General features: G+C 74.3%; 20 protein-coding genes. 5 read left to right on the top strand and 15 right to left on the bottom strand.

All coding sequences use genetic code 11. The features are described from left to right. Positions 1-24: 24 nt before the first annotated feature. The 5 genes from MTO91_RS01960 to MTO91_RS01940 are packed head-to-tail and all read right to left on the bottom strand — an operon-like array spanning position 25 to position 5,399. Entirely contained in the window at positions 25-747 is a 723-nt protein-coding gene (locus MTO91_RS01960; RefSeq protein WP_476653515.1) for a GolD/DthD family dehydrogenase, read from the bottom strand. Further along, positions 747-1,253, bottom strand: a complete 507-nt coding sequence (locus tag MTO91_RS01955) for a ribose-5-phosphate isomerase (RefSeq protein ID WP_476653514.1) — start codon at positions 1,251-1,253, stop codon at positions 747-749. Before MTO91_RS01955 ends, MTO91_RS01960 begins: the two co-directional genes overlap by 1 nt. Continuing rightward, complete coding sequence (locus tag MTO91_RS01950) at positions 1,250-2,977, bottom strand: dihydroxyacetone kinase family protein (protein ID WP_476653513.1); 1,728 nt, start codon at positions 2,975-2,977, stop codon at positions 1,250-1,252. The genes MTO91_RS01955 and MTO91_RS01950 overlap by 4 nt, the downstream gene beginning before the upstream one ends. Further along, positions 2,974-4,296 carry an RbtT/DalT/CsbX family MFS transporter gene (locus MTO91_RS01945; RefSeq protein ID WP_178374790.1) on the bottom strand — a complete coding sequence of 441 codons (1,323 nt, stop codon included), beginning with the start codon at positions 4,294-4,296 and terminating at the stop codon, positions 2,974-2,976. Before MTO91_RS01945 ends, MTO91_RS01950 begins: the two co-directional genes overlap by 4 nt. A gap of 11 nt (positions 4,297-4,307) precedes the next feature. Beyond that, positions 4,308-5,399 carry an alcohol dehydrogenase catalytic domain-containing protein gene (locus MTO91_RS01940; RefSeq protein ID WP_476653511.1) on the bottom strand — a complete coding sequence of 364 codons (1,092 nt, stop codon included), beginning with the start codon at positions 5,397-5,399 and terminating at the stop codon, positions 4,308-4,310. Between the two features lie 154 nt (positions 5,400-5,553). Between MTO91_RS01940 and MTO91_RS01935 the strand changes: the two genes are divergently transcribed. After that, positions 5,554-6,504, top strand: a complete 951-nt coding sequence (locus MTO91_RS01935; protein WP_405420051.1) for a sugar-binding transcriptional regulator — start codon at positions 5,554-5,556, stop codon at positions 6,502-6,504. A 398-nt stretch (positions 6,505-6,902) separates the two neighbouring features. Here MTO91_RS01935 and MTO91_RS01930 read toward each other — a convergent pair whose 3' ends face one another. Genes MTO91_RS01930 through MTO91_RS01920 form a run of 3 tightly spaced genes read right to left on the bottom strand, consistent with a single transcriptional unit; the run spans position 6,903 to position 9,822 of the window. Continuing rightward, complete coding sequence (locus MTO91_RS01930) at positions 6,903-7,760, bottom strand: phosphoribosylaminoimidazolesuccinocarboxamide synthase (protein ID WP_073575820.1); 858 nt, start codon at positions 7,758-7,760, stop codon at positions 6,903-6,905. Continuing rightward, the gene (gene purB, locus MTO91_RS01925) at positions 7,757-9,184 is read right to left on the bottom strand and encodes an adenylosuccinate lyase (RefSeq protein WP_405420054.1); all 1,428 of its coding nucleotides are present in this window, start codon (positions 9,182-9,184) and stop codon (positions 7,757-7,759) included. The genes MTO91_RS01930 and purB overlap by 4 nt, the downstream gene beginning before the upstream one ends. A 53-nt stretch (positions 9,185-9,237) precedes the next feature. After that, positions 9,238-9,822 (bottom strand): TetR/AcrR family transcriptional regulator, encoded by a 585-nt coding sequence (locus tag MTO91_RS01920; RefSeq protein ID WP_251783069.1) that lies wholly within the window; start codon positions 9,820-9,822, stop codon positions 9,238-9,240. 222 nt (positions 9,823-10,044) lie between these two features. Here MTO91_RS01920 and MTO91_RS01915 point away from each other — a divergent pair, with 222 nt between their 5' ends. From MTO91_RS01915 to MTO91_RS01905, 3 genes are all read left to right on the top strand, one after another. Beyond that, the gene (locus tag MTO91_RS01915) at positions 10,045-11,100 is read left to right on the top strand and encodes a threonine aldolase family protein (protein ID WP_285898348.1); all 1,056 of its coding nucleotides are present in this window, start codon (positions 10,045-10,047) and stop codon (positions 11,098-11,100) included. A gap of 363 nt (positions 11,101-11,463) precedes the next feature. Next, positions 11,464-12,402, top strand: coding sequence for an ATP-binding cassette domain-containing protein (locus MTO91_RS01910; protein WP_476653508.1), 939 nt, complete (start codon positions 11,464-11,466; stop codon positions 12,400-12,402). Beyond that, positions 12,399-14,549, top strand: coding sequence for a YhgE/Pip family protein (locus MTO91_RS01905; protein ID WP_476653506.1), 2,151 nt, complete (start codon positions 12,399-12,401; stop codon positions 14,547-14,549). The genes MTO91_RS01910 and MTO91_RS01905 overlap by 4 nt, the downstream gene beginning before the upstream one ends. 7 nt (positions 14,550-14,556) lie before the next feature. Here MTO91_RS01905 and MTO91_RS01900 read toward each other — a convergent pair whose 3' ends face one another. The 7 genes from MTO91_RS01900 to acs all read right to left on the bottom strand — a co-directional run bounded on the left by MTO91_RS01900 (position 14,557) and on the right by acs (position 21,657). Beyond that, on the bottom strand, positions 14,557-15,675 hold the full coding sequence (locus tag MTO91_RS01900) for an aminotransferase class I/II-fold pyridoxal phosphate-dependent enzyme (protein WP_202416648.1): 1,119 nt from the start codon (positions 15,673-15,675) through the stop codon (positions 14,557-14,559). Between the two features lie 166 nt (positions 15,676-15,841). Then, a complete protein-coding gene (locus MTO91_RS01895) occupies positions 15,842-16,051 on the bottom strand; it encodes a hypothetical protein (RefSeq protein ID WP_139282823.1) in 210 nt (69 codons plus the stop codon). Positions 16,052-16,249: 198 nt separating this feature from the next. After that, positions 16,250-17,518, bottom strand: coding sequence for a phosphoribosylamine--glycine ligase (gene purD / locus MTO91_RS01890; protein ID WP_405420065.1), 1,269 nt, complete (start codon positions 17,516-17,518; stop codon positions 16,250-16,252). A gap of 50 nt (positions 17,519-17,568) precedes the next feature. Further along, positions 17,569-18,519 (bottom strand): alpha/beta fold hydrolase, encoded by a 951-nt coding sequence (locus MTO91_RS01885; protein WP_476653504.1) that lies wholly within the window; start codon positions 18,517-18,519, stop codon positions 17,569-17,571. Positions 18,520-18,525: 6 nt separating this feature from the next. Beyond that, positions 18,526-19,047: a phage holin family protein gene (locus MTO91_RS01880; protein WP_073575814.1), complete on the bottom strand. Its 522-nt coding sequence runs from the start codon at positions 19,045-19,047 to the stop codon at positions 18,526-18,528. A 133-nt stretch (positions 19,048-19,180) separates the two neighbouring features. After that, positions 19,181-19,606 (bottom strand): alternative ribosome rescue aminoacyl-tRNA hydrolase ArfB, encoded by a 426-nt coding sequence (gene arfB, locus MTO91_RS01875; RefSeq protein WP_476653502.1) that lies wholly within the window; start codon positions 19,604-19,606, stop codon positions 19,181-19,183. Between the two features lie 74 nt (positions 19,607-19,680). Beyond that, complete coding sequence (gene acs / locus MTO91_RS01870; protein ID WP_405420072.1) at positions 19,681-21,657, bottom strand: acetate--CoA ligase; 1,977 nt, start codon at positions 21,655-21,657, stop codon at positions 19,681-19,683. Positions 21,658-21,993: 336 nt separating this feature from the next. Here acs and MTO91_RS01865 point away from each other — a divergent pair, with 336 nt between their 5' ends. Further along, the gene (locus tag MTO91_RS01865) at positions 21,994-22,746 is read left to right on the top strand and encodes an oxidoreductase (protein ID WP_208823431.1); all 753 of its coding nucleotides are present in this window, start codon (positions 21,994-21,996) and stop codon (positions 22,744-22,746) included. The last annotated feature ends 879 nt before the right edge of the window (positions 22,747-23,625 follow it).

Here is a 23,625-nt window from a genome sequence, read left to right as displayed (position 1 = left end):
GGCGGGCGTTCTCGGCAGCCGACCTCAGCGGGCCGTGAACCCGCCGTCGACCCGCAGCTCGGCGCCGTTGACCATCGCGGCCTCGGCCGAGGCCAGGTAGACCACGGCCGCGGCGATCTCCGACGGCTCCGCGAACCGCCGCGCCGGGATCTCGGCGCGGTGGGCGTCCCCGGCCGGGTTGTCCCACGCCGCCCGACCCAGGTCGGTGAGCACGACCGTCGGCGACACCGCGTTCACCGTCACCCCGTCCGGCCCCCACTCGACGGCGAGGGTGCGGGTCAGCCCGGTGATCCCCGCCTTGGACGCGCAGTAGGCCGCGTGCTGCTCCAGCCCGCTGCTCGCCGCCTGCGAGGCGAGGTTCACGATCCGCCCGTACCCGCGCTCCACCATGACCCGGCCCGCGGCCCGCGCCATCAGCCAGGACCCGGTGAGGTTGACGTCCAGGGTGCGGCGCCAGTCGTCGACCCCCAGCTCCAGCGCCGGGGCGAGCAGCGCGATCCCGGCCGAGTTGACCAGCACGTCGACCCGGCCGTGCCGGGCGACGACCTCGTCGACGCAGGCCTGGGCCGCGTCGGGGTCCGCGACGTCGACGACGTGCGCGGACGCGCAGACCTCCGGGACGCCGTCGGTGCGCAGGTCCGCGCCGGCGACCACGGCGCCCTGCCCGGCGAGTGCCCGGGCCGCCTCGGCGCCGATGCCCGACGCCGCGCCGGTGACCAGTGCGACCGAACCGGTGAGATCGAACATCAGCAGTCCGTCCCGACCGTGCCCGCCTCGGCGAGCCGGTCGTCGTCGCGGCGGTCGTAGGAGTCCAGCGCGGCGACCTTCTCCGCCGAGGCGCTGCCCGGGTCGAAGCGGTGGTCGAGCCAGCCGTCGACGAGCGTGCGGGCCAGCTCCAGCCCGACCACGCGCTGGCCCATGCAGAGGACCTGCGCGTTGTTGGACTTCACCGAGCGCTCGACGGAGAACGGGTCGTGCGCGGTGACCGCGCGGACACCCGGCACCTTGTTCGCCGAGATCGCGACGCCCAGCCCGGTCCCGCAGATGAGCAGGCCGCGGTCGGCCTGCCCGTCGGCGACCCTGCGTGCCGCGGCGACGCCGATGTGCGGGTAGGCGGTGTGCCCGTCCGCGCCGACGCCGACGTCGACGACCTCGGCGACGCGGTCGTCGGCCTCCAGGTCGGCCTTCAGCGCCTCCTTGTACTCGTACCCGGCGTCGTCCGCGCCGACGACGATGCGGAGCTTCTCGCTCACGTCTGCTCCTCCTGCGGTGTCAGGACGTCGGCGACGGCCGTGACGATCAGGCCGAGGCTGACCGCCCCGGCGTCGGGTGTGCCCACGCTCTTCTCGGCCAGCGGGCGGGCCCGGCCGATCCGGGGCCGCAGGTCGGCGGTGTCCCGCGCCCGGGCCGTGGCGACCTCGGCGGCCGCGGCCCACGCCCCGGCGAGCGGATCGCCGTCGCCGACCCGGCGCTCCAGCTCGTCGACGAAGGGCAGCAGCGCGTCGAGCAGGGTCTTGTCCCCCGCCCGTGCGCCGCCGAGCTGCTCGATGGTCGTCGCGAACCCGCGGACGCCGGCGGCGACGGTCGCGGCCGGGTAGCCGTCGGCGGTGTCATCGAGGTGCCGCCCGAACGCCTCGAGCGCGGCGCCCCACAGCACCCCGGAGGTGCCGCCGGCGCGCTCGGCCCAGGCCTGCCCGGCCTGCTGGAGCACCCAGCCGCCGCCGACGTCGTCGCCGAGCTCGCCGGCCCGGGCGGTGGCGGCGGTGATCCCCTTGAGCATGCCGCGGCCGTGGTCGCCGTCGCCCGCGACGGCGTCGATCCGGCCCAGCTCGTGCTCGTGGGAGCGGATCGTCGACTCCGCCGCCGCCAGCGCGGCGCGGACGGTGCCGGCGACGTCCCGGGCCGCGTCGCTCGCCGCGGGCGCGGTGACGACGGCGTCGGCCTCGGCGAGCTCGTCGGCGGTCGGCTCGCGCAGCGCCGCCAGCGGTGCGGCGGTCTTGCGGTAGGCGGGGGTGTAGGCGTCCGCCCGCCACAGCGGTTCCAGCTCGTCGTCGAGCCACATCAGGGTGAGCGAACAGCCACCCATGTCGAGGCTGGTCACGAGCTCGCCGACCTCCGGGTCGACGATCTCGTACCCGGCGTCGCGCAGCCGCGGCGCGACGTGACGCCACAGCAGGAACAGCTCCTCGTACTTCGTGGTGCCCAGCCCGTTGAGGATCGCCCCGACCCGGCCGGGCGCTCCCGTGGGCGCGTGCTTCAGCACGTCGTCGACCAGCAGCTCCGCCAGCTCGCGGGCGGGCAGCATCGGGACGTCGCGGATGCCGGGCTCGCCGTGGATGCCCAGGCCGAGCCCGAGATGTCCCTCGGGCACCGAGAACAGCGGCTCGTCCTCGCCGGGCATCGTGCAGCCGGTGAACGCGACGCCGAGGCTGCGGGTGGCCGCGTTGGCGGCCCGGCCGAGCCGCTCGACCTCGTCGAGGTCCGCACCGCGCGCGGCGGCGGCGCCCATCGCCTTGAACACGGTGAAGTCGCCGGCGATCCCGCGGCGCCGCGACTCCTCGTCGGCGGAGGCGACGTCGTCGGTGACGACCACGATGCGGGTGTCGATGCCCTCCTCGCGCAGCCGGTCGGCCGCGATCCCGAAGTTGATCGTGTCGCCGGCGTAGTTGCCGAAGCTGAAGACCACACCGCGGCCCTGGTCGGCGGCCTTCGCGACCGAGTACGCCTGGGCCGCCGACGGCGAGGTGAAGATGTTGCCGACGACGGCGCCGTGCGCCATCCCCGGCCCGACCGTCCCGCAGAACGCCGGGTAGTGGCCGGACCCGCCCCCGATGACGACGGCGACCTGCGGGCCGCCGTCGCCCCGGTGGGCGACCACGCCGCCGTGCACCCCTCGGACACGGTCGGCGTAGAGGTCGAGGAAGCCGTCGAGCTGGTCGTCGGCGAACGTGGCGGGGTCGTCGTAGATCCTGGTCACGAGGTCTCCTTCACCGGGGTCGCGACGGCGGCGCGCGGCTCGGGGGCGTCCTGCGGGACGTTCAGGAACGAGACCATCACGAAGGCGGCCGCGTAGAGGGCGACGAAGGCCCACACGACACCGACGTTCCCGGCCCCGACCCCGAGCATCAGCGCGACGACACCGGACCCGAGGAACGCGGCCCCGCCCGCGGCGGTCGTGTACATGGCCATCGCGGCGCCCTTGTGGTCGGGTGCGAGCGCGGGCATGATCGCGCCCATCGGGACGAACCCGGCGAGCAGGCAGCCGAACACGCAGCCCGCGGCGACCGAGACCCAGAAGCCCCAGGTCGAGCCGGCCGGGACGAGCTGCGGGACGTACCACCACAGCAGCAGCCCGACGGCGGAGCCGAAGACGCCGAACCACTGCACCGTGCGGCGCCAGCCCCACCGGTCGCCGACGGCCCCGAACACCGCGTTGACCAGGATGTTCGTCGCGTAGACGAACACGGTCATGGTCAGCCAGCGGCTCTGGCCCCAGCCGAGGTCCACCGCGATGACGGTCGGCAGGATGATGAACATGCCGTACTGCGGCGCGGTGTTGATCAGCCGGACCAGGAAGCCCATGAGGATCTTCGGGTTGGCCGCGGTGAGCCGCAGCCCGGCGCTGAGCACCTGGCCCGTGGTCTCCCCCGCCGGCGCGAGCCGACGGGTGGCGTGCGGCTCGTGCACCCCGAAGCGGGCGATCAGGTACCCGGCGACGACGAGCGCGGTCGACCCGACCATCGCGGCGGTCTCGCCGCCGGTGCCCCCGCCGAAGGCCGGGATCATGCCGAGCGCGAACAGCGAGCCCAGGGTGGGCAGGCCGCCGGTGAACATGACGTAGAACCAGCCGACGGCGACGCCGTTGCGCGAGTACGGCGTGACGACGTTGATCCACACCAGGAACGCGAACGCGAAGAGCGGGAAGCCGAAGCCGCGCAGGAAGTAGGTGGCGGCGACCAGCGGGAGGCTGCCGATCTGCAGGCTCAGCAGGAACAGCACCTCGAACACGACCCAGACGGCGACGCCGAGGGTCATGACGCGGCGCGGACCCCACAGGTCGGCCAGCGCGCCGGACAGGTAGCTGGCGACGAGCACGGCCAGGCTGTAGCCGGTGATGATCGTCGCGACGGTCGCCTCGGGCGAGCCGAGCACCGCCTCGATGTGCGGGGAGATGAAGTTGGACTCGGTCCCGTTGCCGGTCATGAAGACCAGCACGCCGAGGAAGCCCCAGCGCAGGGAGTGCGGGATGCCGATGCGGTCGAGGAAGGTCTCGTGCTGCGGAGCGGCGCTGCTCATCGTCGACCCCCTCAGGCGTTCGGGAGGATCGAGACCTTGACCGACGCACCGGAGGTGTCGCCGACGAGGTCGAGGGCCTTCTGGAACTCCGCGAGCGGCACCTGGTGGGTGCAGATGTCGGAGATCGGGAGCTTGCCGTCCTCCAGCATCTTGATCGCGGCGGGCCAGCAGTGCGGGCCGAGGTGGGCGCCGCGGACGTCGAGCTCCTTGTCGTCGGAGATGATCGACCAGTCCACGGTGACCTCGGACCCGAAGACCGAGTACTCGACGTAGGTGCCGAGCTTGCGCAGCAGGTTGAGCCCCTGCGCGACGGCCGGGACGGCGCCGGAGCCCTCCAGGTAGACGTCGGCGCCGTAGCCGTCGGTGAGTTCCTTGACGCGGGCGACCGCGTCCTCGCGGGAGATGTTGATCGTGAGGTCGGCGCCGGTGCGGCGGCCGAGCTCCAGCTTCTCGTCGTCGAGGTCGAGCGCGATCAGCAGCCGCGGGTTCTTCGCGCGGGCGCCGGCGATCAGGCCGAGGCCGATCGGGCCGCACCCGGCGACGACCACGACGTCGTCGAACCCGATGGTGCCCCGCTCGACGGCGTGCAGCGCGCAGGACAGGGGCTCGGCGAACGCGGCGTGCTGCGGTTCCAGGTCCGGCGAGACGCGGTGCACCCGGGCGCGCGTCGGGACCAGCATGTACTGGGCCATCGCGCCGTCGAAGTTCCGGAAGCCGAACATGTCGTGCGGCCCGCACATCCAGTACTGGCCGCGCAGGCAGTAGCGGCACTGCTCGCACGGGACGATCTGCTCGCAGGCGACGCGGTCGCCGACGGACACGCCGTGCAGGGCGAGGCCCTCGTCGTCACCGGAGACGATCCGGCCGACGAACTCGTGACCGGGCGTGACACCGGTCTGGGCCCAGGCGGGCCGGTTGTCGTCGCCCCAGAACTTCGCGGCGCCGTGGTAGCACTTCAGGTCGCTGGCACACACGCCGACGGCCTCGACCTGCATCAGCAGCTCGCCGGGGCCGGGCCGGGGGACGTCCACCTCCTCCAGCCGGTAGTCCTCGGGGCCGTGCACGACGACCGCCTGCATCCGGGTCGGGATGTTCTCTCCCACGGCGAAACCTCCGTTGGTGCCATGCGGGGTGCTGCATGCGACTGGCCTTGAGCATGCGTTCCGGTGTGAACATCCGTCAACACATCGGTTCCGACTTGAACAAACGTGCAGTACGCTTGACTGGTACCGATCCGGACCGGCGGAGGAGGTGGCGATGGCGCCGCACGACGTCTCCCGGCGCGACCTGGGGCTGATGCACCGGGCCGCGCGGCTGTACTACGTCGACGAGCTCAACCAGGCCGCGATCGCCGACCGGCTCACCGTGTCGCGTCCGACCGTCTCCCGGCTGCTCGCCGAGGCCCGCCGGGTCGGGATCGTGCAGATCACCGTGCACGACCCGGACTCGCTGCACACCGGCGGCGACGACGCACCCCGGCTCGCCGCCGCGCTCGGGCTGGACCGCGTGTGGCTGGCCCCGCGCCCCGCCACCGACCTCGGTCAGTCGCTCGCCGAGCCGGTCGGCGAGGCGCTGCGGGAGGCCGGGCTGCGCGCCGGCGACGTCCTGCTCGTCTCCTCCGGGCGCACCGTGTGGGAGCTCAGCCACACCGCGCTGCCCGCGCTGGCCGGCTGCGAGATCGTGCCGACCGTCGGCGGGGTCGCCGAACCCGAGGCGTGGCACCAGACCAACGAGATCGTCCGGTCGGTCGCCGAACGCGGACACGGACGCCCGCACTTCCTGTTCACCCAGGCCATGCCGTCACCGGCGATGAGCCGCACGCTCGCCGAGGACCCGGAGTTCCGGCGGGTCACCGGGTTCTGGATGCGCGCACAGGCCGCGCTGGTCGGCGTCGGCGCCCCGCCCGCCGGCCGCGCGTCGATCTCGACCTCGGTCCCGCTCGACGACGAGGGCCTCCAGGACGGCGTCGGCGACGTCTGCCTGAACTTCTACCGCGCCGACGGCCGCCCGATCGCCTTCCCGGGCAGCGACCGGATGGTGCGGATCTCCCCGGAGCAACTGCGACGGGTGCCGCGGACGATCGCCGTCGCCGTCGGGGAGGAGAAGGTGCCGAGCATCGTCGGCGGGGCGCGGGCGGGCCTGTTCAACCGCCTGGTGACCGACACCCCGACCGCCCAGGCCCTGCTCGACGCCCTCGGCCCCGTCTGACCCACCGACGACGTCGGACGGCGGGGCAGCACATGTTCGTGATCGCAGACCGCGTCATCCACCCGGTTCCGAGTAGGCGTCGCCGGCCGGCTCGGCACACGGGAGCACACTGCGCCGCCACACCGAGCTTTTGCCCGTCCGCCGATCTGCCTACCCGGTAAGCGGATTCCGGAGGGCGGGCGCTCGGGTCGGACCGCCGCCCGGACGACCATTCCACGGTCCGCTGTGGTCGGCCGAGAACTCGCTTACCGGGTAAGCGGGTTCGGCCCAGAAGGGCGTGCCGCACGACCGGTCCCGTCGACGAGCCGATCACACCCGACGTTCACACCCCTTGTCCGACGTCCACACCCGTCGAGAGGGGTGTGAATGCCGGACAAGGGGTGTGGGTGCGGCCGGGGTCAGGCCGTGGGCGACACCCAGGGGGTGCCGGTGATGCGGCGGTAGACCTCGGCGTAGCGGTCGTGGACGACCTTCACGACCTCGTCGGGGACCTCGGGGCCGGGGGCGGTGCGGTCCCAGTCCAGCCCGGCGGACCAGTCGCGGACGTACTGCTTGTCGAAGGAGAACTGGACCCGGCCGGGCTCGTAGGAGTCGGCGGGCCAGAACCGCGACGAGTCCGGGGTGAGCACCTCGTCACCGAGGACGATCTCGCCGGAGGTGTCCCGGCCGAACTCCAGCTTGGTGTCGGCGACGATGATCCCGCCCTCGGCCGCGGACTCGGCGCCGCGCCGGTAGACCTCCAGGGTCAGGTCCCGCAGCCGGGCCGCGGTGTCGACGCCCAGCTGCGCCACGACGTCGTCGAAGGTCATGAACTCGTCGTGCTCACCGACCGGCGCCTTGGTGGTCGGGGTGAAGATCGGCTCGGGGAGCTTCGAGCCCTCGACCAGGCCGGCGGGCAGCGTGACGCCGGAGACGGCGCCGGTGCGCTGGTACTCCTTCAGCCCGAGCCCGGTGAGGTAGCCGCGGGCGATGCACTCGACCGGCAGCATCTCCAGCGGACGGCAGCGGACGGCGCGCCCGGCGAACCCGTCGGGGATGTCGTCGGTGCCGATGACGTGGTTGGGCACGAGGTCGCCGGTGCGCTCGAACCAGTACAGCGACAGCGCGGTGAGGATCGCGCCCTTGTCCGGGACCGGCGTCGGAAGCACGACGTCGTAGATCGACAGCCGGTCCGAGGCCACGAGCAGCAGCTGGGCCGGGTCGCGGGACTCGTCGAGGTAGAGCTCGCGGACCTTGCCGGAGTGGACGAGCCTCACAGGATCCCTCCGGGGGTGTAGGCGGCGGCCTCGGGGTGCTTCGCGGTGATCGCGGCGATCTTCTCCGTCACCGTGGCCACCTGCGCGGACGCGGCGCCGGTGAAGCGCAGCGGGTCCTCCAGCAGCCGGTCCAGCGTGCCGGCGGGCAGGCCGAGCCGGTCGTCGCCGGCCAGCCGCTGGAGCAGGTCGTTGTCGGCCTGGCCCTGCTCGCGCATCGCCAGTGCGACGGCGACCGCATGCTCCTTGATGACCTCGTGCGCGGTCTCCCGGCCGACCCCGGCGCGGACGGCGGCCATCAGCACGGCGGTCGTGGTGAGGAAGGGCAGGTAGCGGTCGAGCTCGCGGGCGATCACGGCCGGGTAGGCGCCGAACTCGTCGAGCACGGTCAGCGTGGTCTCGTAGAGGCCGTCGAGGGCGAAGAACGCGTCCGGCAGCGCGACGCGGCGCACCACCGAGCAGGAGACGTCGCCCTCGTTCCACTGGGAGCCGGCGAGCTCGGCGGTCATGACCGACAGGCCGCGCAGGATCACCATGAGGCCGTTGATGCGTTCCGCGGAACGCGCGTTCATCTTGTGCGGCATGGCGGACGACCCGACCTGGCCGGGGGCGAAGCCCTCGGTGGCGAGCTCGGCACCCGCCATCAGCCGGATCGTCGTGGCCAGCGACGACGGCGCCGCCGCCAGCTGCACCAGTGCGGTGACGACGTCGTGGTCGAGCGAGCGCGGATAGACCTGCCCGACGCTGGTGAACGCCTCGGCGAACCCCAGGTGGGTGGCGATGCGCTGCTCCAGGTCCTCGAGCTTCACCGAGGCTTCAGTGTCGCCGCCCAGTAGATCCAGCATGTCCTGGCTGGTGCCCATCGGGCCCTTGATCCCGCGCAGCGGATAGCGCGAACGCAGGTCCTCCAGCCGGGCGTGCGCGACGAGCAGCTCGTCGGCGGCGGAGGCGAACCGCTTGCCCAGGGTGGTGGTCTGCGCGGCGACGTTGTGGCTGCGCCCGGCCATGACCAGCTCGGCGTACTCCGACGCGCGACGCCCGAGCCGCGCCAGGACCGCGACGGTCCGGTCGGCGACGAGCTCCAGCGACAGCCGGATCTGCAGCTGCTCCACGTTCTCGGTGAGGTCGCGGCTGGTCATGCCCTTGTGCACGTGCTCGTGGCCGGCGAGGGCGTTGAACTCCTCGATGCGGGCCTTCACGTCGTGCCGGGTGACGCGCTCGCGGGCGGCGATCGAGCCCAGGTCGACCTGTTCGACGACGGCCTCGTAGTCGTCGACAACCGACGACGGCACCTCGATGCCGAGGTCGCGCTGGGCGCGGAGCACCGCGATCCACAGCCGTCGCTCCAGCTGGATCTTGTACTCCGGAGACCAGAGGCGGACCAGCTCGGGGCTCGCGTAGCGCGCGGCCAGCACGTTGGGAATCACGTGGCGCGATGATAATGGCTGGTGGGGGCCCTGTGACCGGCGGGAGCGCGGCCTCACACCCGGGGCAGGGACTCCAGCACCTCGCGCAGCGCCTCCCGGCCGACCGCGCGCGGGTCGGGGTCGGCCTCGATCAGCGCGGTGAGCACGACGCCGTCGACGAGCGCGGTGAGCCTGCGGACCTCCCCCGGCCCCGGTCGACGGCCGGTCGCGCGGGTGAGGGCCTCGTCGAGCAGGGCGTCGAACTCGACGCGCTGGGCGCGCAGCAGCCCGGCCAGGAACGGGCGCCGGCCGGACCCGATCAGCCGCTCGAACCGGCCCAGGACGGCGTCGAGGCCGCCGGTGCGCGAGCGCGGCCCGAGGAGCAGGTCGAGCACGATCTCGGCCGGGTCGTCGCGCCGGGCGAGGCAGTCGTGGGCGTCGGCCAGCTCGGTGTGCGCGAGCCGGTCGAGCGCGGCGGACACCAGGTCCTCCAGCGAGGAGAAGTAGTAGGTCGTGGCCGCCAGCGGCACCCCGGCGCGCTCGGCGACGGCACGGTGGCGGATCGCGTCGAACCCGCTCTCGGCGAGCAGCTCCGCGGCCGCCGCGACGAGCAGGGCGCGGCGACGCTCACCCTTCTCGGTCTGCTTCGGGGCCGCCATCGCCACATAGTGCCAAGACGGGACCCGTCCGGACGAGTGAGATACCGGACTCGACGCCCAGGTCGGACGGGGTGACCGTGACCGTTTCGTGACCCTGCCGTTCTCACCGCCGCGGCGATGGAACACACTGGTGGTGTGCGTCCGTCACCCAGAAGCCGCTGGTCACCGCGCGGTGGTGCGCGCGGGGCGGCGGCCGCCCCGGCCCCCGGCGAGCCCGTCGACCTGCGATCGGACACCGTCACGCTGCCGACCGAGGCGATGCGCCGGGCGATGGCCGAGGCCGAGGTCGGCGACGACGTGCTCGACGGCGACCCCACCATGCGCGAGCTGGAGGAACGGGTCGCCGGCCTGCTCGGCGCCGCCGATGCGCTGTGGACGCCCACCGGCTCGATGGCGAACCTGATCGCGCTGATGAGCCGGCTCGGCCGCGGCGACTCCTTCCTCGCCCCCCAGGGCGCGCACGTGCTCGACTTCGAGCTGGGCACGGCCGCGTGGCTGGCCGGCGGGATGCCGCGGCCGCTGCCGCACGACGCGGGACCTGGCAAGGTCACCGCGTCCGCCGTGCGCCGGGCCGCCGCCGACGACGGCTTCTACGCCTCCCTGCGCCCGGTGCTGCTGTGCCTGGAGAACACCCACAACTCCGCGGGCGGCACCGTGACCGCACCGGAGGAGCACGCCTCCGTCGCCGCCGCGGCGCGGGCCGCCCGGCTCTCGGTGCACCTCGACGGCGCCCGGCTGTGGAACGCCGCCGTCGCGCTCGGGGTCCCGCCGGGCGCGCTGACCGTCGGCGCCGACACGGTCGCGGTGTGCCTGTCCAAGGGACTCGGCGCGCCGGTCGGGTCGGTCGTCGCGGGGTCGGCGGAGTTCGTCGAGCACGCCCGGCGGCTGCGCAAGATGCTCGGCGGCGGCGTCCGGCAGGGCGGGGTGCTGGCCGCGGCCGGCCTCGTCGCGCTGGAGGACGTCGACCGGCTCGCCGAGGACCACGACCTCGCGACGCGGCTCGCCGCCGGACTGCGCGAGCGCGGCTGGCGGGTCCGTGAGCCGCAGACCAACATCGTGCTGGTGGACGTGGCCGACGTGCGCGGCACGATCGCCGCGTTCGCCGAGGCCGGTGTCCGCGCCGGCGCCATCGCGGGCAAGCTGCGGCTGATGACCCACCGCGACGTCGGCGACAAGCACATCAGGGCGGCGCTGGACCGGATCGGCGAGGTCGGCCCGTCCAGCACCGGCTCCCCCGGCGGCCCTGCGCCGCTGCCCCGCACCGCCCTCGGCGGCTGAGTCCCCGGTCCCACCCCGCGCCGCCCTCCGCCGGCGCTCCGGGTCGCCTGCGGCCCCGGCGCCGGACGTGCCCGGCGCACCCGGGCCGGGCGCCCCGGGCGTCCCTCGTCGCCGCCGTCACAGTGTCGCGCCGGGTCAACTCACTGTCGTCCGAGGTCAAGTCGGCTCGCACGATCGGGTCCACACTGGGCGACGGCCGGACGCCGGAGCAGGCGTCGGCCTAGGCTTCCGCCGCCGTCGCGCCCGTGCGTACGCACCGCCGGGCGCCGGTGGCTCCGACCCACGACCGGTGCCGGTGAGCTGCGCGGACCCGCGATCGCCGGGTGTCGTGCGGCCCGGGGCGCCCAGGACAGCAGGACCGTCATGACCAGCTCCGCCCCCTCGCCCGCCCCCGATACCGAGACCGCCGTCGTCCCCGGGGCCGCCCTCGTCGCCGAGGGCCTCGCCGTCGACGGCACCCACGGGGTGCTGCTCCCGCCGACCTCGCTGCGCGCCGTCCCCGGCTCGGTGCTGCTGGTCGCGGGCACCCCCGGCTCCGGGCACACCGCGCTGGCGCTGGCGCTGGCCGGGCGGATGCGGCCCGACCACGGCACCGTCACCCTCGACGGCGACGACGACCCGCGCCGCCTGCGCCGCGCCGTCGCCGTCGTCGACACGCCCGGGGTCAGCGAGCCGGAGCCGGTGCTGCCGCTGCGGACCGTCGTCGGCGAGGAGCTGGCGATGGCCGGTCGCGGCACCACCCCGCGGGCGGTGACCGAGTGGCTGGGCGCGCGGGGCGCGCAGAGCTGGGTGCGCTCGCGGTTCGAGGACGTGCCCGCGCCCGTGCGGATCGGGCTGATGACCGCGCTGGCCGCGTCCCGGCCCGGGGTGCGGGTGCTCGTGCTGACCGCGCCGGACCGGCACGGCGGCACCCCGGTGACCTGGTGGCAGGTGGCCTCCGAGCACGCCCGCGCCGGGTTCGCCGTCGTCGTGACCTGCACCGAGGGGTCGGCGACGCTGCTGGGGGTGCCCGCGGTGCGGCTCGGTGGCGGCGACGCCGGCGCGCTGCCGGCGTCCCCCGGGCGGCACAGCAGGCCCGAGGACCCGACGGGGCCGCTGACCGTCGTCGCGCCGCAGGGGGCCGACGACCTGCCCCAGGGCTGGACCCGGCGGCTGCTGCGCCGCCGCCCCGCCGGGACCGCGGACGCTCCGCCGCCCGGCACCGGGCAGCCCCCGCAGGACGCGGGTACGGCGATCCTGCCCGGGCCCGACCCCACCCCCGGGACCACCGACGGCGACGAGAGCACGGAGCGGACCTCATGAGCGCGATCCGGATGGCGATCAGCGAGCTGCGGCGGATCACCGCCGGGCGCCTGCCGGTCCTGGCCGTGCTCGCGCTGCTGATGATCCCGATGCTCTACGCGGGCTTCTACCTCTACGCCAACGGCGACCCCTACTCCCGCCTGGACCAGGTGCCCGCCGCACTCGTCGTCGACGACGCGGGCGGCACCGACGCCGACGGGAAGGCACAGAACGTCGGCCAGGACGTCGCGACGGAGCTGACCGACTCCGGCTCGTTCGACTTCCACCGGGTCTCGGCCGCCGAGGCCGACCGCGGTGTGCGCGACAACGTCTACACCTTCGCCGTGACGATCCCGCGCGACTTCACCGCGGCCCTGCAGTCCTCCGGCGAGTTCACCCCGCGCCAGGGGATCCTCGTGCTCACCACCAACGACGCCAACAACTACCTGGCCCGCACGATCGCCGACACCCTCACCACCCGGGTCCGCGAATCGGTCGCCAAGGAGGTCGGGACGCAGGCCGCGGACCGGTTCCTCACCGGCTTCTCCACCATCCACACGAGGACCCAGGAGGCCGCGGACGGCGCCGGGAGGCTCGCCGACGGCGCGGCCACCGCCCACGACGGGGCCGCCCGGCTGGCGTCCGGCGCCGGTGAGCTGGCGACCGGGCAGCGCACGCTCCTCGACGGCGCCCAGCAGCTCTCCGGCGGCGCGGGCGAGCTCGCGACCGGGGCCGGGACCCTCGCCACCGGGGCGGGCACCGCCGCGTCCGGCGCGGACCGGCTGTCCGCGGGCGCCGGGGAGCTCGCGACCGGGCTGGGCACCCTGCGCCGGGCCACCGCCGACCTGCCCGCGCAGTCGCGGCGCCTCGCCGACGGCGCCCGCCAGGTCGCCGACGGCAACGCGCAGCTGGCCGCGGCCGGGGACCGGGTCGCGCAGGAGAGTGCCCGGCTGGCCGACCAGCTCGACGCCGCCGACGGCACCATCGCGGCGGGCCTGCGCGAGCGCGGGTTCACCGACGAGCAGGTCCAGCAGGCCCTGGCCGCGCTGGCGACCGCGAAGCAGCCGCTGGTCGACGGCAATGCCCGCGTCCAGCAGGTGTCCGGGCAGCTCGACCGCCTCGGTTCCGGCGCGGGGCAGGTCGCCGACGGCGCCGAGCAGCTCGCCGCGTCGGCCCCGCAGCTCAGCCAGGGCATCGCGAGCGCCGCCGACGGCGCCGGGGCCCTGCGCGACGGCGCGACCGAGCTGTCCGGCGGCGTCCGGAGGCTCTCCGACGGCGCCACGCAGCTGTCCACCGGCGCCACGGCGCTGCGGACCGGGGCGGACCGGCTCGCCGACGGGGAGCGCACCGCGGTCGACGGGACCGACCGGCTCGCCGACGGGGCGCGCCGGCTCGACTCGGGCACCGGTGAGCTCGCCACCGGCGCGACGCGGCTGCACGACGGCCTGGCCTCGGGCCTGGACGACATCCCGAACCCGGCCCCGGGCGTCCGGGAGGCCACCGCCGCGAACATCGGCGACCCCGTCGCCACCCGCGACGTCGCCTACTCCCAGGCCGACACCTACGGCGCCGGGCTGGCCCCGTTCTTCATGGCACTCGCCACCTGGATCGGCGGCTACGTGCTGTTCCTGCTGGTCCAGCCCCTGTCCCGACGGGCGATCGCGGCCGGGCAGAGCCCGCTGCGCATCGCGCTGGGCGGCTGGATCCCGGCCGGCCTGCTGGGAGTCGTGCAGGTCACCGGCATGTACGCGGTGGTGTCGCTGCTGCTGGGGATCACCCCGGTGCACCCGTTCGCGACGCTGGCGCTGCTGTGGCTGACCTCGATGACGTTCACCGCGATCGTGCACGCCCTCAACGCCCTGCTCGGCGCGGTCGGGCAGTTCCTCGGGCTCGTCCTGATGGTGCTGCAGCTCGTCTCGGCGGGCGGAACGTTCCCGTGGCAGACCATCCCCGGGCCGCTCTACCCGGTGCACCACGTGATGCCGATGGGCTACGCCGTCGACGCACTGCGCCACCTGATGTACGGCGGTGAGCTGGCCGGTGTCGTCGGGACGGCGGTGCCGGTGCTGCTGGCCTGGTTCGCCGGGGCGCTGGCGCTGGCGACGTTCGCGGCATACCGCAAGCGGGTGTGGACGGCGACGGCGGTGAAGCCCGAGCTGGTGCTCTGAGGCCGGCTCAGACCCAGGCCCGCAGCCGCTCCAGCGCCTCGGTGATGCCCTCGGGCGTCCCGGCGCCGGAGAAGCGGATGTAGGCGCCGCCGTCGACCGGGTCGAAGTCCTGCCCCGGTGCGACGGCGATGCCGGTGTCGGCGAGCAGCCGGTAGGTCAGGGCCATCGAGTCCTCGCCCTCGCGCAGCAGGTGCGCGATGTCGGCGTAGACGTAGAACGCGCCGTCGGCGGGGGCGAGCCGGGTGATCCCGAGCCCGCGCAGGCCGTCGAGCAGCAGGTCCCGGTTACGGCCGTAGCGCACGACGTGGGAGTCGGCCTCGGCGTAGCTCGCCTCGTCGAACGCGGCGAGCGCCGCGTGCTGGGGCAGCGCGGGCGGGCAGACGGTGAAGTTGCCGGCCAGCCCCTCCACGGTGCGGCGCAGCCGCGGCGGGCACACCAGCCAGCCGAGGCGCCAGCCGGTCATCGAGAAGTACTTCGAGAACGAGTTGACCAGCACGGCCTCCCGCGAGGTCTCCCAGGCGCTGCTCGTCGCGGGGCTGCCCGGGAACGTGATGCCGTGGTAGATCTCGTCGCTGACGAGCTGGATGCCGCGCTCCTCGCAGTACGACGCGAGCGCCGCCAGCTCGGCGGGGTCGAGGACGGTTCCGGTGGGGTTCGCCGGGCTGGCCACGATCAGGCCCTTCACCGGCTCGTCGAGCGCCTCCAGCATCTCCACGGTGGGCTGGAACCGGGTCGCCGGCCCGCACGGCAGCTCGACGACCTCGCAGCCCAGCGCGGCGAGGATGTTGCGGTAGCAGGGGTAGCCGGGGCGGGCCATGGCGACGCGGTCACCCGCGTCGAACGCGGCGAGGAAGGCCAGCAGGAACCCGCCGGAGGACCCGGTGGTGAGCACGACGTCGCCCGGGTCGACCTCCAGCTCCCGGGTGCGCCGGTAGTGCCCGGCGACGGCCTCGCGCAGCTCCGCGATGCCGGGGGCGACGGTGTAGCCGAGCACCTCCGACTGCACCGCGGCGACGGCGGCCGCGCGCACGGGTTCCGGCGCCGGGGTCGACGGCTGCCCGGCCGACAGGTTGATCAGGTCGCCGTGGGTGCGGGCCCGTTCGGCGGCGGCCGCCCAGACGTCCATGACGTGGAACGGGGCGACGGCGGCACGGGCGGCGACGGTCAGGCGGGTCACGCCGCCGAGCCTAGGCGGCGGCCCCGCACGGGACCGGACCGCGCGCCCGGGCGGGAGCCCACTCCCGGGCGCGCGGTCGGTCACGAACCGGGGCGGGCGCGGGGCCCGCCCGGTGTCACTCGGCCTCGAAGCCCAGGGCGTCGACGACGGCGCCGATCTGCGCGTCGGTGTCGGCGACGGTGTCGTCGAGGTACTCGGCGACCGGGGTCAGCTCGGCCGCCTGCGCGGTGCCGGTGAGCGCCAGGGCGGCGAGCGGCGCGGCGACGACGCCACCCACGAGGGCGAGGGCGCGACGACGACGGGCCTGCTGGGGAGCGTGGGCCATGGTGATCCTCCTGTGGTTCAGGGACACGGGCTGTGTCCCTGTGTCACAGGACGATTCCTCGACGGACCGGTGGAGATCAAACCCTGGTGTCCGGTTTTACCGGCTCTTCATGATCATCGAACAACCGGGAACGGAGGGCCAGGTCAGGCCATTCGGACTATTGGGGTTACGCCATACGGCGGTAACACCCGCGCAACATCAGGCCTGCGCGACGGGCACGCTGACCTCTCCGCGCTCGGCCTTCAGCCCGATGTCGGTGCGGTGGTGCGAGCCCGCGAGGCGGACCGGCTCCAGCCGGGCGTAGGCCTCGGCCCGGGCGGCGGCGAGGTCGGAGCCGGTGCCCACGACCGACAGGACGCGCCCGCCGGAGGAGACGACCGCGCCGTCCTCGCGGCGACGGGTACCGGCGTGCAGCACGCCCTCCCCCTCGGCACCGGTGATGACGTCACCGAGCCGCGGGGTGGCCGGGTAGCCCTCCGCGGCGACGACGACCGTCACCGCCGACCCGTCGGCCCACTCGATCGCGGGCTGGTCGGCGAGGGTGCCGGTCGCGGTGGCGAGCAGCAGCTGCGACAGCGGGGTGCGCAGCAGCGCCAGCACGGCCTGGGTCTCCGGGTCCCCGAAGCGGCAGTTGAACTCGATGACCGCGGGGCCCTGCGAGGTCAGCGCGAGACCGGCGTAGAGCAGCCCGGCGAACGGGGTGCCGCGGCGCACCATCTCCTCGGCGACCGGCGCGACGACCCGGGCGACCAACTCCTCGGCGAGGTCCTCGCCCGCCCAGGGCAGCGGGCAGTAGGCGCCCATGCCGCCGGTGTTGGGGCCGGAGTCGTCGTCGCCGACGCGCTTGAAGTCCTGCGCGGGCAGCAGCGGCACCACGGTGGCGCCGTCGACGAGGCAGAACAGCGACGCCTCGGGCCCGTCGAGAAAGGACTCCAGCAGCGCCGGGTGGCCGGCGTCGAGCAGCCCGAGGGCGTGCGCGCGGGCCACCTCGATGTCGCCGGACACGACGACGCCCTTGCCCGCGGCCAGCCCGTCGTCCTTGACGACGTAGGGCGGGGTGAACACCGACAGCGCGGTGTCGAGGTGCGCCGGGTTGTCGACGACGACCGACGAGGCCGTCGGCACCCCGGCCGCGCTCATGACGGCCTTCGCGAACGCCTTGGACCCCTCGATCCGAGCCGCCTCGGCGCTCGGACCGAAGCAGGGGATGCCGGCCTCGCGCACCGCGTCGGCCGCACCGTTGACCAGCGGGCCCTCCGGCCCGACCACCACCAGGTCCGCCTGCCAGGTCCGCGCCACGTCGACGACGGCGCCGTTGTCGGTGACGTCGAGCCCGAGCTGCTCGGACACCGCGGCCGTCCCCGCGTTGCCCGGGGCGACAGCGAGCGCCGTCACCTCCGGGTCCTGCGCCAGAGCCACGGCGATGGCGTGCTCACGCGCACCGCTTCCCACGATCAGGATCCGCACGGTGGCCGAGCGTATCCGTGCACGTCGGACAACGGGGAACCGGTGTCCGCTCAGCCGTCGCAGCGTTGCAGGTGGGCCCCGATCAGCGCGGTGACGTGGGTGGGGTGCTCCTGCTGCGGGAAGTGCCCGGTGGCCGGGAGCGTGTGGTGGGTCAGCCCGCCGCCGGCGAACCGCTCGTCGCCGCGCATGGTGGTGTCGAGCACGCACGGGTCGTCGGCGCCGTGCACCTGCAGCACCGGCACCCCGACCGGCCGGGAGAGCTCGCGGGCGAACCGGCGGCCGTCGGGGCGCACCTGGGAACGCATCGACCAGCGGTAGTACTCGAGGCTGCAGTGGGCGACGGTGGAGATCCGCATCGCCTCCGCGTTGCGGGCGACGGCGTCGCCGAAGTCGGTGGTGGCGACCCACTCCGGACCCGCCCACGCCCGCATGATCCGCCCGACCCGGGCGCCGCCGTCGGCACGCAGCGAACGCTCCGGCAGCCGCGGCAGCTGGAACCCGGCCATGTAGCGGCTCGCGCGACCCTGCCCGAGCGGGTCGCGCAGCACCGCGTCACGCATCACGACCGGGTGCGGCGCCCCGAGCCCGGTGAGCGAGACGACCAGCCGCGGGTGCAGCGTCGCCACCGTCCAGCCGATCGCGGCACCCCAGTCGTGCCCGACGACGTGGGCACGCGGCTCCCCCAGCGCCCGGATCAGCCCGGCGCAGTCACCGGCGAGAGTCCACAGGTCGTAGCCGCGGGGGGTCTTGTCGGTGCCGCCGTAGCCGCGCAGGTCGGGCGCGACGACCCGGTAGCCGGCGTCGCCGAGGGCGAGGAGCTGGTGGCGCCAGGTCCACCAGAACTCCGGGAAGCCGTGCAGCAGCACGACCAGCGGGCCGGTCGGCGGGCCGTACTCGGCGAGGTGGATGCGGATGCCGTTGGCCGACACCGCACGGTGCGTCCACGGACCGGGCACCCGGACGACCGAGGGGTCGGGCGGGGTACCGGTCGCCGCGGACACGCCGGATCAGCCCGCGGCGGCGTGCCGCCCGGAGGTGCCGTCGGCGATCTCGCGGACGTTGTCGCGGTCACCGCGGTGACCGCGCTGGGCGAGCACCTGGGCGGAGTCCTTGAGCGAGTCGATGGTGCGCTCGGGCTTGCGGATCTTGCGGACCCGCAGGTAGCCGAGGAAGCCGAACAGGCCGGCGACGAGCAGCATGAACAGGAACGTGATCCCGAAGCCCGCGGCGCGGTTGAGCCACAGCGACAGGAACTCGGCCAGGGTGAAGAACAGGTAGAACAGGCTGAACAGCCCGACCACCGCCGCGATCACGAAGAAGACGCTGCCCTGCACGCCCTTCTTCACCTCGGCCGTGACCTCGGCCTTGGCGAGCTCCACCTCCGACCGGACCAGGGTGGAGAGGTGGGTGGTGACGTCCTTCGCGAGGGCACCGAGGGACGCGTCGCGCGGCCCCGGCTCGTTGGTGAGCGGGATCGAGGGCAGGACCGGCGGAACCTCCGCGTTGCCCGACTGGCTGTTGCTGGCCACCGTCTTCCCTCCTGCTGGTGCACTCGCCTGCCCGGGGCGCTGGGGATCCCCCGGACGGCCGTCGTTCGGTGAGCCGCCATCGTGCCACGGGGCCCGGCGACCCGCTCGGCTGCGCCACGCCGGGGACACGGCCTCACTCGTCCGGGCGGCCGCGCAGTTTCTTGATCTGACCGCGCCGGTTCTTGGCGTCGAGCCTGCGACGCTGCGAACCGCGCGTCGGGCGGGTCGGGCGACGGGTGCGCGGGGCCGCCGCGGTCGCCTCAGCGAGCAGGGTCGCGAGCCGCCCGCGGGCGGCCTCGCGGTTGCGGAGCTGGCTGCGGTGCTCGGAGGCGACGACGGTCAGCACGCCGTCGACGAGCCGGTTCGCCAGCCGTGACAGGGCGCGGTCGCGCAGGTCGTCGGGGACGCTCGGCGAGGCCGCGAGGTCGAAGGACAGCTCCACCCGCGAGTCGGTGGTGTTGACGCCCTGCCCACCGGGCCCCGAGGCACGGGAGAACCGCCAGTGCAGCTCGCGGGCGGGCACGACGAAGCCCCGCCGCACCTCGATCGGGTCGTCCACACCGACCAGTGTCGCCGATCGGCCCCGGGCCCCGTGCGGTGAGCACGGGACCCGGGGCCACCGGGACCGGAGGGTCAGTCCTCCTTGGACTCGCTCATGCCGGACGAGATCAGGTCCATCACCGACGAGTCGGCGAGGGTCGAGACGTCGCCGACGTCCCGGTTCTCGGCGACGTCGCGCAGCAGGCGGCGCATGATCTTGCCGGAGCGGGTCTTCGGCAGCTCCTCCACGACCAGGATCTGGCGCGGCTTGGCGATCGGGCCGATCTCCTTGGAGACGTGGTCGCGGAGCGCCTTGATGGCCTCCTCGCCCTTCGCCTCGTCCTTCGACGCGCTCCCGCGCAGGATCACGAACGCGACGATCCCCTGGCCGGTGGTCTCGTCCGAGGCGCCCACGACCGCGGCCTCGGCGACCGTCGGGTGGCTGACCAGCGCCGACTCCACCTCGGTGGTCGAGATGCGGTGCCCGGAGATGTTCATGACGTCGTCGACGCGGCCGAGCAGCCAGATGGCGCCGTCGTCGTCGTACTTGGCGCCGTCACCGGCGAAGTAGTAGCCCTGCTCGGCGAAGCGGGACCAGTAGGTGTCCTTGTAGCGCTCGGTGTCGCCCCAGATGCCGCGCAGCATCGACGGCCACGGCTTGTCGAGGACCAGGTAGCCGCCCTCGCCGTTGCCGACCGGGGTGCCGGTGTCGTCGACGACCGTGGCGGAGATGCCCGGCAGCGCACGCATGGCCGAGCCCGGCTTGGTCGCGGTGACGCCCGGGAGCGGCGCGATCATCTGCGAGCCGGTCTCGGTCTGCCACCAGGTGTCGACGATCGGGCAGTTCTCCTTGCCGATCTTCTCCCGGAACCACATCCAGGCCTCGGGGTTGATCGGCTCGCCGACCGTGCCGAGCACCTTCAGCGAGGACAAGTCGTACTTCGCGGGGATGTCCTCGCCCCACTTCATGAACGTGCGGATCAGCGTCGGGGCGGTGTAGTAGATCGAGACCTTGTACTTGTCGACGATCTCCCAGTGCCGGCCCTCGTGCGGGGTGTTCGGCGTGCCCTCGTACATCACCTGCGTGGCGCCGTTCGCGAGCGGCCCGTAGACGATGTAGGTGTGCCCGGTGACCCAGCCGATGTCGGCGGTGCACCAGTAGACGCTCTCGCCCGGCTTGTGGTCGAACACCACGTTGTGGGTGTAGGCGGACTGCGTGAGGTAGCCGCCGGAGGTGTGCAGGATGCCCTTCGGCTTCCCGGTGGTGCCCGAGGTGTAGAGGATGAACAGCGGGTGCTCGGAGTCGAAGGACTCCGGGGTGTGCTGGTCGGAGGCACCGTCGACGGCGTCGTGCCACCACACGTCCCGGCCGTCGGTCCACGGCACGTCGGTCTCGGTCCGCTTCACGACGAGGACCTTCTCGATCGAGGTGCCCTCGACCGCCTCGTCGGTGTTCTCCTTCATCGGAGCCGGCTTGCCGCGGCGGTACTGGCCGTCGCTGGTGATCAGCACCTTGGCCTCGGCGTCCTCGATGCGCGCCTTGAGCGCGCCCGGGGAGAACCCGCCGAACACGACGCTGTGCAGCGCACCCAGGCGGGCACAGGCCAGCATCGAGAACACGGCCTCGGGGATCATCGGCAGCTGGATGGCGACCCGGTCGCCCTTGCCGACGCCCAGCTCGGTCAGCGCGTTCGCGGTCTTGGAGACCTCGCGCTGCAGGTCGGCGTAGGTGATCGTGCGGGAGTCGCCGGGCTCACCCTCCCAGTGGATGGCGACGCGGTCGCCGTTGCCCTCCTCGACGTGCCGGTCGGCACAGTTGTAGGCGACGTTGAGCTCGCCGCCGACGAACCACTTCGCGAACGGGGGCTCCCAGTCCAGGACGGTGTCCCACTTCGTCGTCCAGTGCAGACGGTCGGCCTGCTCGGCCCAGAACCCCTCGCGGTCGGAGTCGGCGCGGTCGTACCAGTCGGCGGTGGCGTTCGCCTGCGACGCGAACTCCTCCGACGGCGGGAACGCCCTGCTCTCGGTGGAGAGTGCGCTGAGCGCAGAACTCTTCTCGGACTCGGCCATGTCCTCGTGTCCTCCTCGACGCGGCGGGTCACTTCGGGCCGGCGTGGCGGCCTCGGTCGCACTCGGTGTGCGCACACGTGTGCCGTATGACGCTAGTGAAACGTCGTGGCCCGTGCACCGTCTGTCGGGACAGGTACGGACAGGACACGACGGCTGCACCTGACCGTCCGCGCAGGTCGGGGGCCACTCCCCGGTGCGTCACGGAGGTTCGCGGGACCCCCGGCGGTGGACGGACGGACGTCCGGCGGTCGGTGGATCACCACGACCAGTCGCCGAGCGGTCCGCACCGCAGGGGTACTACCCGACGGTAACCCACGGGTTGGGACGATGACGCCCATGGCCCGCCCCGCAGCAGCCGATCCGCTCGCCCCGCTCGCCGCCCTCCCCGGCGTCCCCGAGGCGGTCTCCCGCGCCCGCGACGCGGCCACCGAGGTGCACAACCAGCCGGTCAACCGGCGCGGCTGGCCCGCGACGGCGGCCGAGGCCGCCCTGCGCGCGGCCCGCTCCTCCGCCGCGGTCGACGGTGCCCCGCTGCGGCCGGTCACCGCCGACCACGTCTCGGACCCGGTCCTCGCCGGCGCCGTCCGGATCGCCGACGAGCGCGCGAAGCTCCTCGACACCTGGGGGCGCGCACCGCTGCAGGGGCTCGCCCGGCTGCACGTGCTGGCCGCGGGCGACCTCGTGCCCGCCGCCGAGCACGAGCAGGTGCTGGGCAGGCCGCGCCCGGCGACGTCGGGACGGCTCGCGGCGCTGGCCGACCTGATCGGCGGGGGCACCTCCGTGCCGGCACCGGTGCTGGTCGCCGTCGTGCACGGCGAGCTGCTGACCCTGGCCCCGTTCGGCACCGCCGACGGCGTCGTGGCCCGGGCCGCGGCCCGGCTGACCGCGATGTCGACCGGGCTGGACCCGCGCGGTCTGTCGGTGCCCGAGGTGGGGTTCCTGCGCCGCACCGCGGAGTACCGGGAGGCCGCGGCGGCGTTCGCGTCCGGGACGCCCGACGGTCTGGCCCGCTGGATCGTCCACACCTGCGCGGAGTGGGAGGCGGGCGGCCGGGAGGGCCTGTCGATCGCCGCCGCGCAGTCCGGCTGAGCCCCGCACTCGGCACGGGCCTCGCGCGCCCTCGGTCGAGCCGCTGCACCCCGGTCGAGGCGCTGCCCCCGGTCGGGCTCCCGCACTCCGGCCGGGCTCGAACACGACAGAGCCGGGTGGCGCCCCGAGGGGCGCCACCCGGCCCGACGTGGGAACCGGCGTCCTGGCGTGCACTACGTGTCGTGTTGTGCGGCCTCGGCGCCCGGCGTCCCGGTTCGCAGGCCCACGACGACATGCCTCCCGCGGCGTGCTCGGCGTGGACGTGATCCGGTTCCCACGTACGGAGCCCGGTCAGGGGAGACGCCTCTTCTCCTCCGAGACGCCCCTGGCCCGGCCGGGGTCCGTGCCTCCTTCGTAGACCCGGAACGTGATGCGGGCAACCCTCGCACCGGGATGCACCGGTTCAGCAGCACAGGGTGACCGTCGACGGCCGCCGGGTGGGTGCACGACGACGCCCGGACGGCGGTCGCGCGCGGCATCCGGGCCGCTTTCCGGCCCGACACTGCCGGCGCCGGGTCGCCGCCCCGCTACCCGCACCGCCACCGCGCTGCCCGCAAGGCCACCCCGCCACCCGCACCGGCACCGCGCTGCCCGCACGGCCACCCCGCCACCCGCACCGGCACGGCCGGCCGGCTCGCACCGGCACGGCCGGCCACGCCGCACCGGCCGGATTCCGCCACCGAGCCGCACGGCTCCGTCGATCAGTGCATCAGCGCTGTCCGACGGCGATCGGGCAGCAGTCGTGTACTGATCGACGGTCGCTCCTCGGGGCGCTCCGCACCGTCCCGCGCCTCGCCCCCCGGCAGTCCGCTCACCGCGTGTCGATCAGTACACGAGCGTGCTCGCAGGCTGCCCGGACAGCATCGGCGTACTGATCGA

It is taken from the genome of Pseudonocardia sp. 2-7 (genome assembly GCF_056341085.1).
This window is presented reverse-complemented; position numbering and strand designations above follow the sequence as displayed.